Consider the following 22,169-nt stretch of genomic DNA (forward strand, 5'->3'; position numbering starts at 1 on the left):
AAGTTTATAATACTGTAGATTGTCGAAATAGATCTGTGCTAAATTATAAATATGTCCACATATCTTATTCCATATAACGTCACCGGGCGCTAACCTTGCCACCTTCTGGTTTGGATGGTGGCATCCTAAAACGCTCGATAAAGAGATTCAAGTAGTAACCGGCTGACTTTCAAATACCACGTGATAAAATTACTGTCGTACTATACCTATCCTCTGGATCATGCACACTAGCTATGTCAGACTCATATCGTTACAATGGCCCTCTGTTTAAAACGGTAGTGTTATTAGATCAATAGCCAAAATATTATTTTCAGTGGAGCAATCGGGTTCTGAGTTCCTCCCATAGGATTATCATATCAGCTTGTACGGTAGAGAGCCAACTTAATTGCGGCAGGTCTCTTAGTTACATTGTTGGGATTTACCCGCATCAGTCCTTGCGGATAGTAGTCCTTCGTATATCCGAAGATGGTATTGACCTTCTGCCGAGAAACAGAAATTTCCTCGAAATCAGTTAGGGTGTATATCAAGTTTGATTCTCCGCCGCGCCAATACGTGGTGCTAGCCCAACAGTTGCCGTCCCTGAACTTGGAATTAACCCACGCCGTACCAATGTATGCCCCATTTTGGTAGAATAGCACAAGATCTCCGCTCTCCATTTTCTCAAAGTTTGCTTCGTTCCTGCTACCGGTTCTTGCACCCCAGAACCGGACTTCATCCTCCCCATCCAGTGGTTCTGGGACGTCGCTAACCGCATTCAGGTTGACTACTTCCTGCACAGTATTATCGAAGTTTGGGGAGTCGCAGGGCGCCAAGTACACGTTTTTCATGGACTCTACACATAATCATCATTCAATATAAATAATACCAGTGTATCAGGGATCTGTTGTGTTCTGGATTTGTTGTTAGAATCAGTCCTTTCTGGGATTATTAGGTTCCGAGGCTCACGTCATTCACCGTGCTCACACGGCCCCCCACGGGAGAAAGCATACGGACAAGACCCACACCGAGTCTCAGTGGGTCTCGCTGACAGTCCCTCCGGCGGTTTCACGGCAACCGACCGGAGGTCATACCGGAGCTCCTCCTCGTAATCGTCGACATCGCCTTCTCGTTCGACAGTTACTGGCGTGATATCGACTGCCCTGCTATCCTCGTCGACGTCGACGTACAGCAGGGTCAGGTCGCCCACTTCGACATCGTACGTCCGTTCCAGCAACCACGCGTAGGTCCGAAGCTGCCGTGCATACTTTCCACCGGCGTAGGAGTCGGCGTCGTGGACATCGGTGGTCTTGTAGTCGGCGAGGTGCCAGACGCCGTCCGCTTCGTACAAGAGGTCGATCTCGCCGGTGACGGTCACGGTGGTGTCATCAATTTCGAGTGTCGTCGAGACGGTGTATTCGGGGTACACCTCATCGGCGGAAAGTGCCGCACGATACCGGTCGGAATCTCGCTCCATCGCCTCCACGATCCAGAGCGCGTACTCTCTAATTTCTGGGTCGAGTGTATTCGCGTATCTCGCTAACTGGTCGCGGCCCAGCAATCGATACTCAAGGACCTTGTGGACCGTGGTCCCCCACTTGTTCGGTGCCACTCCGCCGGGTGTTGACGCCTCTTCGACGGGCTCACCGTCTCGATCGAGAGCCGGCCCTCCACCGTAAACCGACGCCACTTCCTGGACGTGCCGGTACTGATACCGGCGCGGACACTCGACGAGGTCGTGAATGCGCGACGGCGAGATCCGGTTCGGTCGATACGGGATTATTTCCGTTCGGTTCGTGGGGTCGGCGTCGAGGTGCCGATCGACGTCATCCACTGTGATGGGGTTATGACTCGTCGGCGACGCCCGCGGCACGTCGTCCACGCCGATTGGAACCGCGCCGTCTCGCGTGTCGAATTCCACGATATCATCTAGCTCCCCCCAACTGGCGTCGGGAAGGAGCGTCTCGTTGATTGTCGTTGCCCAGGTCGTCCACCGGGTGAAGTTCTCGACCCAATCGGGTACGTCGGCTACGCCGATGAACAGGTGGTCCTCGGCGCGTGTAAACGCGACGTAGAGAACCCGCCAGAATTCCGCACGGCTCGGAGCCAGAAACTCGTTCAGCGGGTTGGCGTAGGTGAATTCCCCGGTGTCTTCGTCGACGTCGTTCGAGATCCAGATCGGTCCCGTCAAATCCGGGTATCGACCAGCGTCACGGTCCTCGTTCATCCACGTATCGAGGTTGTCCTCCGGGGATTCGAAGCTGACAGCGTTCGGCAGTGGACGGTCACTCGCGACGGGCCGTAGCGCCAGCCCGCGGTCACGGTCACTGACGAGTCGATCTGCTTGGAGTGGCGGCGAGTCCCAGGACCGCAACGCGTCGACGAGAAAGACGATCGGGTACTCCAGTCCCTTGGCCGCGTGAATGGTCGTGAGGGTAACGGTCTCTTCGTCTTCCGGATCCGTGACTTCAGCGACCGTGTGGTCGGGTTCACCGGTTTCCTCCGCTCGGTTTCGGAGTCGGGTTAGTCGCTCGACGAATTCGCGGTAGGGCAGCAGCTCCTCTTCTTCCCAGCCGTCGATGATCTGGGTGAGCGCCCAGACGTTGCCGTACCGCCGGATTCCATCCTCGCCGGTGAGCACCACCGCGTCGAACGCGGAGTGACGGATGATTCGGTTTAACAGGTCGGTCTTCGACCCCTCACGGTCCCATCGCAGGTCGTCGCGGAGTTCGACCAACGCTTTCAGTCGTTTGCGATCCGCTTCCGGTAGATCGGTAGGCCACGCACCGTCTTCCAGGAACTTGCCGAGATAGAAGCCCTCGCCGGCGATTGCTCGGATCGTGCGATCGGAGCAGGCGACGAACGGAGATCGGAGAATTCGCATCAGCGACGCCTTGTCGTGAGGATTTGTGAACCAGTAGAGGACGTCGATGAGAAGCGTCACTTCCGGCTGCTCGAACAAATCGTCCGTCGCTTTCGGTGCCGCGTCGATACCGTAGGCCGAAAGCGCATCCACGTACCGATGCATGTGTGTCCGCGCCTGGAAGAGCAGCGTCACGTCCCCCGGCTTCGGCGTTCTTTCTTCGATTCCTTCGTCTTCGTCAATGCCTTCGAAGACGGACACATCGGTTTCACCAGCGACCATCGCCGCGATTCTGGCCGCCACTTCTTGCGCCTCGACCGGCGTCCAATCCTCACCTCGACTCGGGAAATCATCGCCGAGTCCGAAATCGAGAAGCAACATGTGGACGTGCGGGAAATCGTCGTCCCAAGACTTTCTCGGACCCTTCGGGCTAACATCGTTGTACGTCACGTTCACGTCGCCGAAATCGCCACGCCCAGCGTCTTCGAACAGTTCCCCGAAGAGCCCGTTAGCCGCAGTGATCAGATCCGGATGGCTACGGAAGTTGGAAGTCAGCGGCCTGTAGACCACGTCTTCGACCTCGAGATACGGAATTCGTCCGCCTTCTTCTCCCGCTTCACGCGCCCGGCCCACGATCTCTCCGAAGATACTCGGATCCGCCGACCGCCACTGATAGATCGACTGTTTCACGTCGCCGATGGCCAGCAATCGCGTCCGGCCACCGACATCCGTTACCAGTTCGCGGAGGACTCGACACTGAGCGGCACTGGTGTCCTGGAACTCGTCGACGAACACGAAATCGAACCGACGTCGTAGGCTCTCGACAAACGGGTGATCCGGGTTGTCCTCGACGAACGTTCTGAGCAGGTGGGTTGCGTCCTGATACGTCAGGTGGCCGCGCTCGTGAGTCAACTCGTCGTACAGTTGTTCATACGCGTCGAGGATGGTCGCGAAGTCCTCCACGAGCTGGTGTGACCGCTCGTAGGTGTCCGCCACGTGATCGACGAACGCTTCGCGGGCTCGTTCGGTGGCGTCATCATCGTCGGCAGTGACGGAGAGGTCGGCTCCATCGAAAACGACCGTCTCCATCAACGACCGGACGTCTTCGGACGATTGGGGAGGAGTCCGGTTCGCGTGAGCAGCGTCGAGGTTAGCGAGGAGGGACTTTCTCGCATCCTCTGGAGTGATGCAGAACTCGCGGCACTTCTGCTGGGCCGTCCGAATCATTTCGCGAACCGTTGCCGGCGGATACGGCCGCCAGGACTCGTCCGGATACGCGTTCTCTAACCGCCCGAATTCCGCCCGGTGGGTGGTACGGAGGTCGGCGAAGATTTCGTCCCGGATTTCTTCGAGATCGGCGCTCGATTCCAGCTCGAAGTTCGGGGGCAAATCCATCTCCGTCGCAGCTTCGCCGAGCAATTCGTTGAAAAGCGAATCGATCGTCCGAATCTGGCTGTCGGTCTCCAACCATCGGAACACGTCGGCCGGAAGCTCGCCGTCGGCGTCCACGTGATTCCGAAGTACCTCCCTGAGGTCTTCTCTGAGTTCACTCGCGGCATCTCGTGTGAACGTCGTGAGGAGAATGGACGAGAACGGGTTCGTACCGTCGGCTGCCGTTTCGACGATGACCTCCGCGACCGTCGTTAACATCGTCGTCGTTTTTCCCGTTCCCGCGGCGGCGTCGACGGCGACCCGACCGGTGCCCTCGTGGAACGCCTCGATGACCGCGGCTTGATCCTCTACCGGAGTGTCGTCATCCGGTCCGAACTGAAGCGACATCTCTTCGACGTAGCTCACCAGTCCTCACCCCCGCTCTCGTCGGCTCCATCGCGAGTTGGAACGCCACACAAATCACGGAAGGAGCACCCCTCACAGCCACCATTATTGACAAACTCCTCGCTTACTGCGTACGTCACGGTTTCGTTCTCGGGCGTCATCGAGTCGAGCAGTTCTTCGAGCTCTTCACGCCACATGTCGGTCCGTTTCTCGAAGATGGTGGATCCGTTCGTTCGGACGTATTGTTCGTGAGGAACGAGTTCGATGTCGTCACCCAGGAGAAAGCCCTGCCGGCCGTTCGGACCGCTGGCATAGCGGTCGAGGAGGAACGCACCACCAGCCTCATCGATGGCGCTTGCTCTCGCCCGCGTGTCGATGGAATGCTTCGTCGGGATGGAACACTGATCGAGCCGTTCGCACGACCAGCACACTCTCTCCGCTCGTTCTGGTCGGAGCGTTCCGGTCCAGCAGTGTTTAAGGGCCGCCCGAGCCCCGCCCTGTCTTCCGCTCTGAAAGACAGGCACTGGGTCGTCGATGTCGGAGATTGTGTCGACTCTATGTGGTGGGATTACGAGCTTGTGGTCACCGACCTCGACGCGCTGCTCTCCGCGCCAGGACCAGGACCGATCGATCCCGGACTCGAGTTCCTGAGTGACGGTCAGATATTCGCCGACGAGCGCCTGGAACACGGATTCGTCGAGTTCGTCATCCTCCCCGAGCCACATCTCGAAGTCGGATCGGAGCGCGGCGACGTCGTCGTAAGCACCGAGATCCGCCTGTCTATTCGGCAAGTGCGTCGTCACAAGCTGCTCGACCGCTCTGCGGTACGACGGAGGCACGTAGTGGTTTCCCACCACCGCTGGCACCGTCGGATACAATTCGCGTGCGTAGGGCGACTCCTCTTCCGGCCAGTCATCCCTGTTAAGCTCGGGGCCGTCGCGAGCGACGAGGAACTGATAAAAGTAGTACTTTAGATCACACTGTCCCATCAGATCGACCTCGTGTGGTCGGATCGGCGCGCCGACGACATCCGCGAGGGACAGGTCGCCCTCGAACGCCGGCTCGTCGGCCGATACCGTGACCGTCGTCTTCGGGTGGCGGAATCGCTCGCGCCGCGGAGCGATCTGGGAACGGTAGACTGGACCGTCGGCGTTCGACAACAGGCGAATCGCATCGGTCTCCGATTCGATCGCTCCGTCGCTCGGGCGGAAAACGGCTCCGGTAGAGTCGCGTTCACAGTGGTACGAAAGAAGGCGAAGGCGATCTCTCATCGGTCCTGTATCGGTTACGTCCGCCCGGTCCCGATGGTGCGTCTCGGACGGGAGCCAGTGGCTCTGTCGCACACGTTCGTACCCGCGGTCAGCTTCGTCGAGGACGTCCGTTAGCGATGCCACGAACGGCGACCAAGAGACTCGGTCGCCGGACGAGTCACGGGCGTGCCGACTGATCGTAATCCCTTCCGTGGCCGTACGAACCGCTGCTTCGTAGTCGTCGAGTTCCCGCCGATACATCGCCTCCCCGCCGGGGAGGTATAACGGCGATGCATCCGTGGGACCCTCTGACGCGTACTGCTGGACGGTCTGGGAGAGCGCGTCGTGAAGAAAGGTCGGCGTTGGATGTTGTGCCGGGAACTCACCAGCTCCGACGCCGAGTAAGTATGCGCGTTTCGCCGATAGGAAGTAGGTGTTCGCCGGAATGACGACTCGAACGGCGTTACCATCGGCATTGGAAGTAGCGTATTGGCTGCGACCGACAACGTCTCCGAGCGCCTGAGCGGCGAGATCCCACCCTGGTTCGGCAAGATCGAGATCACGAAGGTAATCGTAGTACGAACCGACGCCGGCAAGCTCGTCGGCGACGCGCTCGGCGAGGTGAGACGGGTGCTTTCGGATGACGTCCGTGCGCGTTGTATCGACGCCGGGACCGCCCGACCTGCGGACTGGAGCGTCAGCTACGTGAACGACGTGTTGTTGGCACAGCCCGTCCAGGAGTGTCGTCACCTCCTCGCCCTTAACAGGGGCGCTCTCAGCCCGTTCGAGTGCCCAGGAGAGGAAGTAAACAACTTGTCGCCAAACCTCGCTCTCACCTTCCCGTTCGAGAGCCGATTTTCGCCACTCATCGACGGTACGTCGCTCTAATCTGGCGCCGGTAGTTATGGCGTGGAGACGCTCCTCGAGTAGGAGGAACGAAGCGTCGTCGAGGGGCCAGTCGCCGGGTGCGTCCTCGAGCGGGCAGAATCCGAGCCTGAGCGGGTCGACAACGTCGTGGTACGATACCGCATCGCCTTTGGCCGCCGCTGCGATGAGATCGACGGTCGCCTTTAAAAATCGGTACGCGACCACCTGCGCGAGCGGCCGGTCCGATTCGATGTGGTACGGCAGTCCGTACGTGGTGAATACGTCATCGATGATCGCCTCGTACTCGCGCGTCTCCCGTGGGATGACGAGATGCTCACCGGGAGTCACCGAACCCTCGCGGACGTTCGAGGCGATATCCCGTGCGACGCGTTCGACCTCTCGACGTCGGTCTGGAGCGTCCAAAAAGCGAACTTCGTCAGGAATCCCGTCCGGACGCGAGCCTTCGACGGCGGCCTCTACGAGATTCTCCGCAAAGAAGGAAGTATTCGAGGACTCCAACGAGGCAATCCTTACGTCGATACCCGTACGTCGGAATCTATCCGCGAGTCGCTCCCGGGAGCCTACGCCGAAAAAGAAACGAAGTTCGGGTCCGTCCTCGAGGTCGTCGAGCTCGCGGAAGAATCTGAGCATCGTATTGTCAACCGATTTTATCGTTCCGACTGCAACCCACTCGACGTCACCGAAATGCCGATTCCACTCCTCTTGGAGCACGTCTCGGGCCGCCCGCGTCAGATGCGATTCTGAAAGGAATACCTCTGGTGGGAGGGGATCGGTTCTGTCACGGAGAACGGCGGTCAGCGCGGCAAGCCCGGCCAACGCTCGCTTATTTCGGTGACACGCAAAGGGATCATCCAACCGGGCCGTCGCTTCGGCAAGTCGTTCGTGATCGTTGCCGGCATCGGTCGCGCGCCAATATCGATCCAGCTCGGTTCCGAGCGTTTCGTATAGTTCATCATCCCACGTATCCCCGATCGATCCAATTAACGCGCGGAGTGCCGTGGGAGCGTCCTCCGCTTGCGCGTCTTCGACGACGCTCCGGAGAAGGCGCTCGGCAACGCGTTGATTCAGGATACGCGGATCGCCATTATATCGCTGATCGAGCAGGCTTCGCGAGACGCTCTGAAGCGTCTCGTATTCCGCGACCTGACTCGGTTGAACGCCGCGTTCGATCAGTCCCTCTCGAAGGTTCCGCATTGAACGCGCCCCGACGAGCAAACAAAGACCGTTTCCGGAATCGCCAACTGACCGGGGCTGGTCTTCCGCCTTTTCCCTAAGATACTGAAGTAAAGACCCGGCAGAGACCAGTGTCGCCATCGTGACAGTCGTGGAGGACCAGCAACATCAAAGTACCGTCGGCCTATTCCTTTATCCGGTTATTCTGGAACGGAATCGGACTATTACGACCTTATTGGGTGTCCACCGGACTGGTCGCACGGTCGTCCAGGTAGTCCAATAATTCTTGAATGTTGTCATTCCTGAAAAACTCGGTGAGCTGTAATGCCTGGGGAGATTCAGGAAATACCACTCCTTGACCGTATTCGTCAAACGCGTCCTCGATAACTCGCCTGTACGTTTTGCTCGTCACGTAACCAATAATCTCGTCGAATTGATCGCCGTAGCGTTCGAGGTACTGTGAGACGCGACCGGTGACCAATTCGATCTGATCGGTGTCCTCTTTCGCGAGAACGTAATCATACTCCAATATTGGCTGTTCTCGCTCGAACTCTTCGGGCACGGGTCCGTACATTCCCGAAATTGTAACTTTATGTACGGCTTCGCTCAGAGACCCAAGTTTATCGAACAAGATTGAATGAGTCCGCGAACGCGAGTAGGGCTTTTGCTGGCTGCACGGGACAAATAGAAGGATGTCTTTCTCCCTAGGAGGCTCGTACGATTGGGTGCTAACGTTGAAATCGTTCGGACTATGTTTGAGCGAGATTTGACGCGTGCCAACGGATTCGTCGATTCCGGCACCCCACTTGGAGAGCTTCGACTGATCGCTCGCCAACGTTGAACCTGGGAGGAGATCGTACGCGCCACGGGACTCGAGTACGTTTTTAAGTCGTTTGTTTCGAAGTTGAGCCTGCTTGAGCCCGCGCTTGATGTCATCGTGTTCTCTTGCAAACTCAACAACGTACTCTAGCAGTCGTCCCTCTCGAATAGCCCCGCGGACGCGTCCGAGTTCCTCATTGTACACTTCGAAGTTGTGCCGAGCAAGGAGCGCATAGTAATCACTTTTGATATTTTTCCCGTTCTCTTTTCTACGCTGTCGTTGCTCGTAGCTCAGATCGGTGTTGAGTTCTTTGACCAACCGGTCATAACTCACACCCCCATCTGAACACAGGAGACAATTCGGGAGATCGCACGGATAACTTCTGTCCGGTCCTAGGTACTGATCTAGATCAGATAGTTTATGAGTCGTCCATGTCTCAGGATGGAGATACTTTTTATACTGTGCAGTATGCATGTGGGTTGAACAGTCAAACGTATCGACACCAAGAAGGGAGAGCAGGCCAACCTGTTTTCCACCCACACCGAAAACGTGGAGGCCGATTTCGTCCGAACGGGCTTCCGGAATAGCGTCTTTTGCTCCCTGAACGATATCCACCAATACATCGATACTATCTCGAAGCGGAACGAGCGATCCTACGGCAAATCCTTGGAACGAACTGTCGATATCGAGTTTGTCGACACGATCGAGAAAGTTCCCAACGTACCAATTGACCGTTTCGTAATCGTGTCCGTGAAGCGCGACATATACGCTCGGCTCGTCACCAGCCGCCTGCCGCTCTCGCAAGTGATCCGCTGCGCGGCTGTTGATCGGGAACTCATCGTCGAGGAGATTTGGTTTATCGAGAAGGCGGAGACATTCCACTGCGCTATCTATACTCCGATTCATCCGCTCAACTTTCTCTTCTTCTTTAAGATTCGGTGGAATTGGATAATCGAGGGTCGCAACTATGTCGGCCCCAAAGTCGAGCTGTAGACCGAGTATGCTTTTTGGGTCCGTGTAAAGTCCCCACTCGTTTGGGACACCGCCCTTCTCTGGAGCCTCGCCAAATGTGTTGGAATTCATCAGCTTGAAACCGCCAGAATCGATGAAGATGGGGGCGTCGAGACGGTTGAAGCGCTCGTGAAATGTCTTTGGTCTCCAAAAGTCATTCAGATTGTTCGGAGATACGCCGTAGTCGGTGAAGCTCATCGCCTGAAACATTATCCCTTGAAGATGCTCCTTGTCGATGAGCTTATCCCGCATTCGACGCCAGACACCGCCGGACTTCTCAGTAGTACCGCCGATAAGATTGACGACCGGGAACAATGCAGGCGTCTCTACGGGGCCGTGCGTCACATCTAATTCCCCTAGGCGGCCAAAACCGTCATCACCCACCGTCTTCACCCGAAAGGACGCCATTGAATCAACAAAGGATACAGAATCGTTCCAGATAGACTCTTCGTTATCGCCGCTTCGAAATACGGCTAATCAGGATCCGTCACCGATTGGATTTGATCTGATATCTGGACAGTTGTGTACTCTGCGGCCTCAGTCCAGGAACTCTGCCATTCGTTTCCTTGTTTCGGCGGCTCCAGCGGAAATTCTACTGGATGATACGAGAGGTCGTCAATAGCCCCCGCTGCGATGGCTCCGACGAACTCCGCATTTTTCCGTTTCGATGAAACACCACCGCTAGCCAAGTCATAATAATTTGTGAATATTTGTGCGACGAGTACGATATCTACGTCAGTTCTTTCGTTGGTAAGATGACGGAAAATCTTCGCAGAATTGTCGGCAGGATCAGCTCGCCTCCACTCCAATTCCAAGAGCACGAGCAGTTTGTCGTTTTCTCCACCGATGTCTACCGGTGTTCCGGCTAGATCATATTCAGTCTGCCATGACAAGCTAGTATTCGATTCACTGAGTCGGTTGTATATGTACGTCTGTACCTTCGAAGCAAATTCACCCATGTCGATCAATCGTCGGCGACGGCTCGCGGTGACATTGGTTCAATGTGGTGGCTGAGTGGCAATATCTCGACATAGGTAGGGTTCTCATCCCCGTAAAGTAGGCCGTTTTCCTCTAGATCAATCTCGATGTCTTCGCCGAGATACCCTTGCCGTTCGTATTCTCGTAACACCACCGGGTCCCCGTGATCCCAGCAAATTATGAGATCTACTTCCTCGAACGTCAGCTCCTCATTGAAGTGATTTGTCAATGAACAGTGAACAGCCGCATTGCGAAGTTTCCCGTTCTGACGTGCAATCGCGTGTACGTCCGAATCCGGCTCGTAATCTTCGACAGAAATCTGTCCTGGTAAGGTATTCTCGTTCTCCCGTGCGAGCGTGAGTAGGACCTCAGTTCGATTCGATGGCTCACCGGAGTCCCCCGATTCCACGCGCTCTCGTCGGAGCTTGAGTGAGGCACGGCGGTTCCGAGCTCGGCGTTTAATCTCCGCTTCTCGTCGGATTTCAAGATATTCTTTGAACCACGGATCTTGTGCCACTTTCGATAGATGAAATTCGGTCGCTTCTTTGAGCGCCTGGAACACAGGGCTCGATTTATTTCGAATCGTTTCACGATTGGCTGATAATTCGATATCTTGGCAGTTCACAACAAAGAAGAAGTGAAGGAATTCATTGTCATGAGAGATTGCCTCGTTCAGCCGTTCAACCTTGATGTGATCCTTTGCAAGCCAGACACCGAACTGTGCGGAATGCTTTCCATAGGTAGGAAGCTCGTTTCGAGCGGCTTTCCCACCGACCATTCCAGTGATGTGGAGCGTCGTCGTGCCACCATCGTAATCGGCTTCGACCTCTGTCGGTCCGTAGTGTTTACACATTCGCTCGGCAGGGAAATCTGACGAGTAATCGGGCTCAAGTTGTTCGTTCGGGAACTCAAGTCGGTTCTTCGTCTCAACTTCCGGATATGAATCGTCTATTTCGTCACCAAGACGAACAGTGATGTCCATTTCGTGCTGATCGTCCTCGAACATGTGTGCCGTCGAGCCGGCGATAGTTTTCCACTTTAGATAATGTTCGATCTTATTATAAGTGAGTGATTCCGGATCGAATCCCTGACCGGATCGGAAATTGTGGATTCTGATCCTCGTTCCCTTGTGAAGATTGCTTACAGGTGTTTCAGTGACTTCGTACTCAGGAAGTACCCGGTTGTTAAGTTTTTTCCAAGGGTCACTCATCACCGCCCGGAGGTTGGTGCCATCATGGACGGTATTGACGACGATCTCATCGCTTTTGTAGAATATTTTCGTCCCATGACCTTTGTACCCTATCGAATCCGTCTTGCGCGAATTCCCCAAATCGAAAAAGGATTCGAGGTCACGGAGGTCCATGCCGTCTCCATCGTCATCGATGATGATGTCAGAGCCCATCTCTCGACTTTTAATCTCGATTTCAATATTTGAAGCATTTGCATCGTACGAGTTCGATAGCGATTCCCGGATTACCTCAAGCGGGTCCTCGAAGTCGCTCGCAATTTCGAGGAACTCGTTCACTTCGTTGACCTTTGGAGCTTTTTTCATTGGAAGTACCCCCCGAGCGAGTGGTTAACTACTCGATGAGCAGACTCTCGAGTTGGTTTATCTTGTGCAACAGTGCCTTCGATATACTCGACCAACGATGACGAATCACCTGATTTGACCCGTTGGCGAACCTCTTCGATCTCTCGTTTTTGAATGATTAAGTTGTGCATAGCTACCGGCCCCAACATGTCTTTTTTATATGGAGCATTTCCACGCATCCACCTTCGCATGTGCTGAGACGAGCATACTGGGCAATCACACTCGTCAAAATTCGCTTCATTAACGTTCACCGTCTCCATAAGTGATAGGAAATATCCACCGTTGATCGCATTTTGCAAGTACGTCGATGAATCGAAGGTGTCTACGCCAAGCGCAACAAGTAATGGGACGGCTCTGCTGGAAATTCCGAGAACGTGCAACGGTAATTTGTCGAAACCCCAATCGTGTAGCACTTCGTGGCAATCGATTACAGCGTCGATTAGGGCCGACCGATTGTCCTTCATTGGTACGAGACTACCAAGGGCAATTCCGTCGAAAGACGACCGAAGCTTTTCCGCGCTCACATAGTCAGTTATCTCGGTGAGGAAAGCGTCCATCATCGAGTAGTTATATCCGTGTAAAGTGAGGTACCGGGCCCCGGTATACTCGTCAGACAGGTCAAGAAATATCTCGATGTTTTTTCCCGTTTTTCGGGCTTTTTCGAGCCGTTCCTCGTGAGTATCGGACGGCGTTATCGGGTGGTCGAGATTGACGATGATATCACCACCCATTCGTTTCTGTATCTCGAATACTTTCGCTTGATCGATATCCTCTTGGAAGTCGCTTCCATCCAGGCTTTCATTATTTAAGAATTTGAATCCACCAGAGTCTAGGAAGATAACTCCGTTAAAAGGTGAAAACACCTCTCGTTCTTTTATCGGTTCATAGACATAGTCGGCATATCGTTCTTTTGAGACGTTGTAGTCGGTGAGGGACGAAACGGAGGTCATGACCGCATCAAAGAATTTCGCGTATGCATCATCCCCCCCAATTCGGTCAGCTCCGATCATAAACTCCTTGACCGTTCGATGGATACCCCCGCCGTAAACACTATTCTCGGTACCGCCACCGTAAAAATTTACGACCGGGAATAGGTTTGGTGTTTCAATTACCGAGTCACCAATTGTCAGCTTACCAGCACGGGCGTCTCCCACCGTCTCCGAAACCTCAAAATTTGCCGAATAACTTGTCTTTGAATATGACATTAGTTAACCTTCCTAATACCCGACTCTTCGCCTTGAAGGAACTGTTTGAGCGAGCGCCCCTTCAAACCGATACCATCTCCCTGTACCAGGTATGTCTCAACATCTAGTCCTTCATCAAATCCGTCAATGGCCCTTCGATACTCTTTACCAGCGTTAATGACAACTCGTTTATATTGTTTCTCGGTGACCCGATTTTTCAGCTCATTCCTTACTTTTGGTCCGAGCTCTTTTGCCCTGTGAGAGTCCATTCTTCGGTCATACGGAGAGATTGGTTCTTCAGGATCGATGATACCGTGTTTCGCAGATAGAATACATAAGTCACAATCAGAATATCCGCCTCCCTCTCCCATCGATTTTTTGATAATTTTGAAGAAGTATCCAGAATACAGTTCGAGGGCAGAGACGGGTTTATCCGGCTCGATTTTGGACTTCGAGCAAGATTGAACGAGCAGCGTCGACATGGGTTGGACACTGATCGTTGTTCCAGTGCTATAATAGTTTCTGGTGGTCGCGCTGTCTGTTCATTGACTATGTAATCTTACCCAGAAATAGTCCGAAGTCATATAACAACGACCGCACACATATCATAGACCACCTACATTCCATGATGTTACTGGACTAAGTGGCATATTTAGGATTTATTATTTTCCTTTCTCCCTGGTAAAGTTTTGGGGTTTAATTCATAAAGGACCTAGGACGTTCACTGTACTCGATTGGATCCCTCGATCCGACGCTTCTGAACGAATCTAGCCGCAACGCACAGGAGTCACAAATCCCACACGCCGGCGCTTCGTCCCGGTAACACGACCACGTGAGTTCGTACGGAACCTCAAGTTCGAGACCCCGCCCAGCGATTTCCGTCTTCGACCACTCGACGAACGGTGCGACCAGATCGATCTCTGTTTCGGGTTTCGTACCGACGTCAACGACCCGCTGGAAGGCGTTAAAGAACTCCGGGCGGCAATCAGGATAGCCTGCGAAATCCTCCGAGTGCGCACCGATGAACACCGCGGAGCAGTCGTTCGCTTCGGCGTACGAAACAGCCATCGCTAACAGATTCGCGTTCCGGAACGGAACGTACGATGTCGGGATTTCGTCGCTCTCAAGGTCCGCATCGGACACCTCAATTTCGTCGTCGGTAAGGCTAGAGGCACCGATTTTCGACAGATGGCTCGTCTCAATGTGCAGAAAGTCCGCCGCGTTTACTTCCTCTGCCAGCGCTTTCGCGCACTCGTATTCCTTGTTCTCGGTTCGCTGCCCGTACGAGGTATGTAAAAAGTACGGTTGGTAGTCGCGGTCGATCGCTTCGTAGACCGCGGTCGCACTGTCCATCCCACCTGAAACCAGTATTGCTGCGCGTACGTCGTTACTCATGTGTGTCCACCGCCGAGCGGAATCGCCACTGTTCGTTTTCGGTCAACTCACCGACTGTAAACTGCGTCGTCGTCTCCGTGGCCGCCTCGACTCCGCGCATTGCTTCGCAGAGGTGCGTCGCCGCAAGTTCAACCCGTACAGCCTCGGCGTTCACTTCGTTGGCTAACCCTGATGCGATGTCCTGGGTCAGTTTCTCCTGTATCGTCAACCGCCTCGATCGCCACCGAACGTAGCGGGCGAGCTTCGAGAGACCGACGACCTCGTCCTTCGGACGATACGCTATGTGAGCAACACCGTGGTACGGTAGCATGTGATGCTCGCAAAGACTGTACACCGAAATTCCCGTTTTGATCACGAGTTCACCGCTTTCAGCTGCGAAGGTTCGCATCTCGGGTTTCGCCGACTCTCGCTGCCCTTCTGTGAGTGTCTCGAGAGACGCCGGCATTCGGCGCTGCCAGGTATCCGTCAGTTCTTCGCGGTTAGGATCCTCTCCCAGCGCCTCCAGTAGCATCCGCGTGGCACGCTGGGCTTTCTGCCAGTCAATGTCGGACGTTTCACTGCTCTCCATGCTCGGTTGCTGGTGCTGTCTTGTCATGTTCCTGGTTCGTCGTTCCACAGATCGACGTGCAGTCGCGGCGTGTAGCGATAGCCACGCTCAAGTGCCAATTCGGCGATCTCGTTTCGTGTGTCGTCCAGTTCGTCTCGGGTCGCCCCTTCTGGCATCAACAAAACGTCGTCATTGGTCACTGCCGTATCGGTCAACTCTCGGATCTGGCTAACGAGATAATCGACTTCGGACAAATCGTGCGCTTCAGTAACGACGAACTTCAATTGGCTATCGTACTGGTCGATCAGCCTTCCGAGCGCTTCGAGATCGATACGCTGTTCTTCATGTCTTATCTCCCACTCCCCGTCTCCCTTCGGGGCGCGATCGGGTGTGGGTGTACTGCTCGCGAGTTTCGGACTAATGCTCGCCAAATCGATCGTTGCATCTCGATAGGTGGTGCCATTCGTCTCCACGGTAGTGTGATAGCCGTGATCGCCCAGTTCGTCCAGGAGTTGGACAGAGCGTTCGTGGATCATCGGTTCCCCGCCGGTCAAGACGACGTGATCCGCGTTTTCGTACGTGAGAACTTCGTCGATGATATCGTCGATTGTAAGCCATGCTCCGGTCGGTTCCCAGGAGGTGTGGTAGGAGTCGCAAAACCAACACCTGAGGTTGCAGCCCGACGTTCTGACGAACACAGAGGGGACACCGGCGAGTTTGCCCTCTCCCTGTAACGAGCAGAAGAGTTCGTTTATCGGAAGACCCTCACCTTCACCAGCGTGTTCGGTGGCGAGTTCCGAAACGTCGCTTGTGACCGGCATTAGTACGTCGCACAAAGTTCGTCAGTCTCTCGAACCGTCACGGATACGTTTGCGACGTTGTCCGGAAACACCTCCAGCATCCGTTCCTCGAGTAGAACGGACATCACTTCAGCTGTCGGTGGGTGCTGGAGTACGATGAGTGAATCAGCATCGCCCGATCGTTCGAAGGCATCGATCAGCGGATCCCCTTCCTCAACGAGAAACATGTGATCCCAGTCGCCGATGACATCAGTTACATCTCCCTTGTCCACGATCCAGCCTTCCTCCGCGAGATGACCGGTGATTTCCACCGTAATCTCGTAGTTGTGCCCGTGGGGCCGCGAGCACTTTCCGTCGTGGTGGAGAATCCGGTGACCCGTGCTGATCCGAATGGGTTTGTTTTCCCCGATTACGAGTGTCCGTTCTTCAGTGTTCGAAAGGAGGGCGCTACCAAAATCACCCCCAGATATTCTCTGTGGCATACCCAAAGAATATCCCGAGTGCACATAAGCTTATTTGTTGATTTGTTCGTACTGCGGAAACGTCTACAACGAATCATCTTCATCTATCAGTTCATGACTATTATTTGCCGAGAAAACCGAAAGTTACAGATTGAGTTGGGATATGCCCCAATGAATTGTAGAAAGGTGAGGTCTGTTAGAGCACTCGGTCCGAATAATATGACCCAGTGATTCTAATCTCACTCTCATCGACTACATCTACGATTCTTTTCATTAACTGTGCCAGAGGTTCGGTCTGATTTGTGGACGATACTTTCATCGCATGTTCGTCAAAGTTGACGACACCATAATCGTCGAGCATCGGAAGATGGGTATGTTTGAGACCAATGTCCGATGATCGTTGTACAGTCCGGCCGACTGACTCGGAATCCACATCCGCTTCTTCGGCAGCAACCTGTCTACCCAGGTCTGACACCCGAACGGTCACCGTCTCGCTACCTTCCTCGATTTGAAGATCTAGGAGTAACTCGAGCACGATTCGACGTCGCTCCGACTGGAGAATACGCAGGATGTCCTTCAGTTCCTTACTCATTGACGAACACCTCCTGTCGAGGAGCGCAGAAATCCGTAGTGATCGTTATATTGCCACGGGCTTCCGAATCGTCGAAGCCGAGCGTTTGTACCTTCCGAGTCGGTCGGACAGAGTTATGCCTCTCGGCCATTGTAGGCTTGATTGCTGTCATGGTTGGCAGCGCGGCGCTCCGGCGACCTAACCGCCGGGCCCGTTTTAGACGGCCACGCTACTTCGTCATGGCCGATTGACTATAAAGAACGCTTGCATTTCTGATCACTAACTGATCATCGTAGAGGTTGCGTTTTATTCTTGATTTCAACAGCTACACCATCGCTTCCACATCCGGCATAACCCACACCATTAATAGAAATCGTGACACTAACCAGGTATGGTTGATACCGATGATCGGCCGGCAGTCACACTAAATCCGAGCGGTCTCGGCCAATACATCAGTTATTCTGGGTGTCCGCGATTTTTCAGACTGAAGTTTTTCGACCACGGCCTCGTGAATAAGCGAAACTGGTACGATCCGAACGCAGGTAGTGACCTTTTCGCAGAACTTGGGTTAGCCTACGAAGAAGAACAATTGAAAACACTCAGTGAGGATGCATCCCGAGTCATCGGGGACACTGACAGCGATGGTGATGTGATCCCATATGATGAGACGTGGGAAGACAATACGGGATCACACGGCGACATAGAAACGCAGTGGAAAGGTGGAGTCCGTGAACAGTTGATCAATCTGATCGAGACCCTCGCAGATAGCGACCATGACGAGTTGGATGGACCCGTCGTGTTGTTCCAGACACCCATGTTTGGACGGATCGGAGTCTGGGACATTGCTGGTATTGCCGATCTCATCACACTGGAACCGCTTCCGGAGAGTCGCGGCGTCCGAACTAGAGTTCTGGAGGTCAAGACGTCCTGGAAGGACAAGACATCTCAGCAGATTCAATCGACGATCTATAGTTTACTATTAAGCACGGTGGTTTCCGAGTGTGGCGTCGATCATGAACCCGTCGCCACAGTAGTTAATCGTGAGGCAGACCTCCGCGAACATCCCCTGCCGGAACTCCCGCCGATCGATCTTCCCTCGCGGACCGCGGAGGTGAAACGCCTGTTGAAACAGGATGGTGAACTACACCAGTTAGCGCGAAAGTCGTTTGACGAGGTCGGGTATCGCCTCGAACGAAAATGCGACGGGTGCCCGTATAACGGGATTTGTTTCACGAAAGCAATTGAATCACGCGATCCAGCACTGTTGAACCTCACACAGGGGAATCAGGAACGGCTTCGAGTGCAGGGCATAGACTCGCTCGCGGGGTTGACCGACCTGTTTGAGCGAGAAGAGGGGACGAAACCGTATGATTACGACGAACTCCCAGTACGTGATGAGACAATCGTTCGTGCCTTAGAGAGTGAGGGAACCCTTTCGAATCGCCTCGACGAAATCGTTCAACGGGCTCAGGTACTCCGTGGAGAACTCGATCCGTCGTACGACTCGTTCGGCGGCGTAGAGTACCTACGTGGCAGTGGGAACGGCAATCTCCCTGACGACGATCCGCATCCACGATTGCCCGGAGGGGCGTGTGAGCGCAACGAACTGATCCGGGTGTACCTGTACGTCCAGCACGATCCCGTACGTGACCGGCTGGCGCTCTTGGCTGCTCGCATCAATTGTGACAAGACCGATGCGACGACCGTCGTTGAATTTAGCGAGCAACTCCCAGCGGCGAAAGACGATAGCCTCGACGCGGAAGCGAAGCTACTGGAAGCGTTTTTCGAACGGCTAATCAAAGCAATCCAGGGCATAAAAGCCGAGTTTGGCTCGAGTCCAGACCAGGGCTATGTCCATCTGTACACGTATTCCGCCCACGAACGGGACGCACTCATGGAGGGTGTTCAACGACAACCGTCCGTCTTTGGAAGCGCCGCAGTACGTGATCTTCTGGGACTACGAGAGGGACTCGACCAACCGATGGTGTCGGTCGTGCATAACGATATTACGAGTCGCTTGGCGTTACAATACCCGGGGACAGGGCTCATCCAGACAGTCGAGCAAATGCAGGCGTTCGCCGACGAGTCCTATCCTCGACGCTGGTTTTCTGCTACCGATTGGAAAGCGACGATTGCTGGCGACGAAGTTGACCTTCGGGATGTATTCAGGACTGGGTTGTTCGAGGGGAAGCGAGCGTACGTCGAGGAGGGCAACTCGATCAGATTGCTCCTTGGTGATCCAGGCGATCCGGATCGGGAGCCAGATGGCTTCTACCCACTGTACAATCGATTTGGAAATCAGATTCCCCTGGAGTACCTGTGGGCTGCTCGCGGTAAGTTAGACGATGATGTGGAACTCGGGACGGGCAGTTCGTCGCTCTCAACATATCGGTACTACGACGGGGAGGGCTCCAAACCGATCGGAGCCCCAGAAGTGAAAGCACTCGCACAGCGACTGACGGAAGCTCTCGAGCACGTCGAACGGGCGATCGCGTACAAGAACTGGCAAATCGATAAGCAACCACTCGATTTGAGCCGACTGCCAGCCTTCTCGCTTGAAAATATTGAACTGAACCGTGCCTGCCAAGAGTATCTTGATCTGGAACACACGACGAACTATCGTGACTGTCTCGACCATTACCTCAAACCGCCTCGAAAGCGCATGCAGACCGGCGATTCGACGATTTTCCGCGTCACGAACGTCGAACCTGCTGGCCAGTGGGATATCCGCGTCGAGGGCGATCTTCTCTATGACGAGTTGTTCCGAAATCCGGATCAGGTGATCGATAGTTGCCGGATCAGCGGCTCGGACGACGGCGGCTCCGGAAGCTGGCGAGTAATGTCGAAACTCGAGCGCAACGGCAGGGAATTCAGACAAGTCAATGCGACATACCCGCGGTATCTGGCAAATTCGATCAAGGCATCCGTCGAGTCGTTCGATCGAACCGGCAAAACGATCACGGTGAGTGCATCGACCCACGGTGGGTTCGGCCGCAGCCGGTACCTTGAGTGGCACCGGAGTGCAACGATGGAACCCGAGGAAGCCGACGGAGAGGATTACACGACGCTGGTCTCTGAAGGTGACCTCTTTGTGCTTGATCCGTACGCGGATTCTTACCCCGCGCTCAGAGCCTACGAAGCGCTCGAGCGGACGGAGTCGAACGCGTTGTACCACCAGTTGAACCGCGCGTTCCAGGACGGCGAAACTGAGCAGTTCGACCGGCAGTTTTGTTCGCCGACCGCTGTTGCGGACTTCATCGAAACGTTCGAGGATGCGACGGGTGCGCGTCCCCGCGGGAACCAGGCGGAGTTCGTTAAGGAAGTTGACCACAGCGTCTCCGTTCTGCAAGGGCCGCCAGGAACCGGCAAGACCAGTTTTACGCTTGCACCGGCGGTGTTAGCTCGACTCGCAGCGAGCGAAGACGAGGGGGATCGGTTACTCACGGTTGTGACTGCGCCGTCGCACACTGCTGTTGATGAAGCGATGGAGGACATCGTCACGAACTGGGCCGACCTCACTGAGAGTTCAGCAACCACTGCGGCAACCGAGTTTGTTCGGGTTCGTGCCGGTTCTTCCACCGATGTCCGTGAGGCCGTCGACGAGCACGTACGGTTTGTCGATTATTACGATACAACTGATGTGGTCGAGATGACCGACGCGCTTCGTCCACACGTGACGCCGGACGGTCGGGCGACGAATCATCTCGTCGTGTTCACCACGCCGACATCGCTTCGGGGTGTGATTAACAAATGCTCGGGTGAGTTATTCGCTCTCGACGACGCTGAAGCGGTGATGGATGCCGGGATTTCGTTCGTCGATTTGCTGGCGATCGACGAGGCGAGTATGCTCGATCTGCCGGCGACGCTCCTCTCGAGTGCGTTCCTCAAGGACGATGCACAAACGCTCCTCATCGGTGACCACCGGCAAATGGAGCCAGTTCAACAACACGACTGGGAGGGGGAGGATCGCCGAACCATCGAAGAGAATGTGCCGTTCATGTCGGTGTTGAACTTCGTCCGATTCCTCAGAGGCGACCTTGAGGAAACCGATTTTGCATTCGCCCAATCACCCGATATCGGTGACGCGATTCCGATCACACGCCTCGACCGAACCTATCGGCTACACACTCGAGTCGCTGACTTGCTCACTGACCTGGTGTACACTGACGACGGGATAAAACTCAAATCAAGCCAGACAGCGACGATTGATCACGTTCACGCCGGTACGGACGGCGTTGCAGCCGCGATGAATCCGCAAGCTCCGGCTGCCCTTGTTATTCATGACGAGGACGAGAGCCAAGACGCTAACCGAACCGAGGTCGCTATTGTAGCCGCGTTGTTGAGCGCGTTGGATGATCCACAACCAACGGAGACTGGAATTGTGACGCCACACAATGCCCAGAAAGGACGACTCAACCAGCAGTTTAATGGAACCGCAACGATCGATACCGTCGAGCGGTTTCAGGGTGGGGAACGCGATGTCATGGTTATCTCGGCCACTGCAAGCGACCCGGACTATGTCCGAAGCGAAGCCGAATTTCTGTTAAATCCAAACCGATTGAACGTCGCCATGTCCCGAATGAAGAAGAAACTCGTCATCGTTGCAAGCGAATCCGTGTTTGAGGTGACACCACCGAATGCCGATGAGTTTGACCAAACGTTGATATGGAAGCGCTTGTACGACGCCCTTGGCGTCACCGACAATAGCCCAGCGACGTCAGTTTGGGAGGGAGATCTTGGTGAGTTTTGTCCAAGTAACGTTGATATTCCCCGCGGAAAATCCGGCACGAATATCGATGTCTACGCCTTGGAATCGGAGTAACGCGATAAACGAGATACTGGTGATTTTGTAGGAATGATGTGACCAAAACACCCATCACATCTG

14 protein-coding genes are annotated in these 22,169 nt (G+C 54.7%); 1 reads left to right on the forward strand and 13 read right to left on the reverse strand.

The genetic code is table 11. The features are described 5' to 3' along the window. Positions 1–356: 356 nt before the first annotated feature. The 13 genes from NKH31_RS00145 to NKH31_RS00205 all read right to left on the reverse strand — a co-directional run bounded on the left by NKH31_RS00145 (position 357) and on the right by NKH31_RS00205 (position 17,305). Complete coding sequence (locus NKH31_RS00145; RefSeq protein ID WP_254863108.1) at positions 357–827, reverse strand: hypothetical protein; 471 nt, start codon at positions 825–827, stop codon at positions 357–359. Positions 828–946: 119 nt separating this feature from the next. Beyond that, positions 947–4,636 (reverse strand): UvrD-helicase domain-containing protein, encoded by a 3,690-nt coding sequence (locus NKH31_RS00150; protein ID WP_254863109.1) that lies wholly within the window; start codon positions 4,634–4,636, stop codon positions 947–949. After that, entirely contained in the window at positions 4,633–7,947 is a 3,315-nt protein-coding gene (locus NKH31_RS00155) for a PD-(D/E)XK nuclease family protein (RefSeq protein ID WP_254863110.1), read from the reverse strand. Before NKH31_RS00155 ends, NKH31_RS00150 begins: the two co-directional genes overlap by 4 nt. 211 nt (positions 7,948–8,158) lie before the next feature. Beyond that, positions 8,159–10,141 (reverse strand): DUF5591 domain-containing protein, encoded by a 1,983-nt coding sequence (locus NKH31_RS00160; protein ID WP_254863111.1) that lies wholly within the window; start codon positions 10,139–10,141, stop codon positions 8,159–8,161. Positions 10,142–10,230: 89 nt separating this feature from the next. Further along, a complete protein-coding gene (locus NKH31_RS00165; protein ID WP_254863112.1) occupies positions 10,231–10,716 on the reverse strand; it encodes a hypothetical protein in 486 nt (161 codons plus the stop codon). 5 nt (positions 10,717–10,721) lie between these two features. Continuing rightward, a complete protein-coding gene (locus tag NKH31_RS00170; RefSeq protein WP_254863113.1) occupies positions 10,722–12,287 on the reverse strand; it encodes an ATP-binding protein in 1,566 nt (521 codons plus the stop codon). After that, positions 12,284–13,480 (reverse strand): tRNA-guanine transglycosylase, encoded by a 1,197-nt coding sequence (locus NKH31_RS00175; RefSeq protein ID WP_254863114.1) that lies wholly within the window; start codon positions 13,478–13,480, stop codon positions 12,284–12,286. Before NKH31_RS00175 ends, NKH31_RS00170 begins: the two co-directional genes overlap by 4 nt. Positions 13,481–13,530: 50 nt before the next feature. Beyond that, positions 13,531–13,992 (reverse strand): DUF6884 domain-containing protein, encoded by a 462-nt coding sequence (locus NKH31_RS00180; protein WP_254863115.1) that lies wholly within the window; start codon positions 13,990–13,992, stop codon positions 13,531–13,533. Between the two features lie 214 nt (positions 13,993–14,206). Then, positions 14,207–14,905, reverse strand: coding sequence for a 7-cyano-7-deazaguanine synthase QueC (queC, locus tag NKH31_RS00185; RefSeq protein WP_254863116.1), 699 nt, complete (start codon positions 14,903–14,905; stop codon positions 14,207–14,209). Then, positions 14,898–15,500: a GTP cyclohydrolase I gene (gene folE / locus NKH31_RS00190; RefSeq protein ID WP_425492327.1), complete on the reverse strand. Its 603-nt coding sequence runs from the start codon at positions 15,498–15,500 to the stop codon at positions 14,898–14,900. The genes queC and folE overlap by 8 nt, the downstream gene beginning before the upstream one ends. Continuing rightward, positions 15,497–16,273 (reverse strand): 7-carboxy-7-deazaguanine synthase QueE, encoded by a 777-nt coding sequence (locus NKH31_RS00195; protein ID WP_254863118.1) that lies wholly within the window; start codon positions 16,271–16,273, stop codon positions 15,497–15,499. Before NKH31_RS00195 ends, folE begins: the two co-directional genes overlap by 4 nt. Further along, positions 16,273–16,734 (reverse strand): 6-pyruvoyl trahydropterin synthase family protein, encoded by a 462-nt coding sequence (locus NKH31_RS00200; protein WP_254863119.1) that lies wholly within the window; start codon positions 16,732–16,734, stop codon positions 16,273–16,275. Before NKH31_RS00200 ends, NKH31_RS00195 begins: the two co-directional genes overlap by 1 nt. Positions 16,735–16,909: 175 nt before the next feature. Next, on the reverse strand, positions 16,910–17,305 hold the full coding sequence (locus NKH31_RS00205; protein WP_254863120.1) for a DUF7344 domain-containing protein: 396 nt from the start codon (positions 17,303–17,305) through the stop codon (positions 16,910–16,912). A gap of 370 nt (positions 17,306–17,675) precedes the next feature. On the opposite strand from NKH31_RS00205, the gene NKH31_RS00210 reads away from it, so the two are divergent. After that, positions 17,676–22,106 carry a bifunctional RecB family nuclease/DEAD/DEAH box helicase gene (locus NKH31_RS00210; protein ID WP_254863121.1) on the forward strand — a complete coding sequence of 1,477 codons (4,431 nt, stop codon included), beginning with the start codon at positions 17,676–17,678 and terminating at the stop codon, positions 22,104–22,106. Positions 22,107–22,169: the final 63 nt, after the last annotated feature.

It is taken from the genome of Halovivax gelatinilyticus (assembly GCF_024300625.1).
Taxonomy (GTDB): Archaea; Halobacteriota; Halobacteria; order Halobacteriales; family Natrialbaceae; genus Halovivax; species Halovivax gelatinilyticus.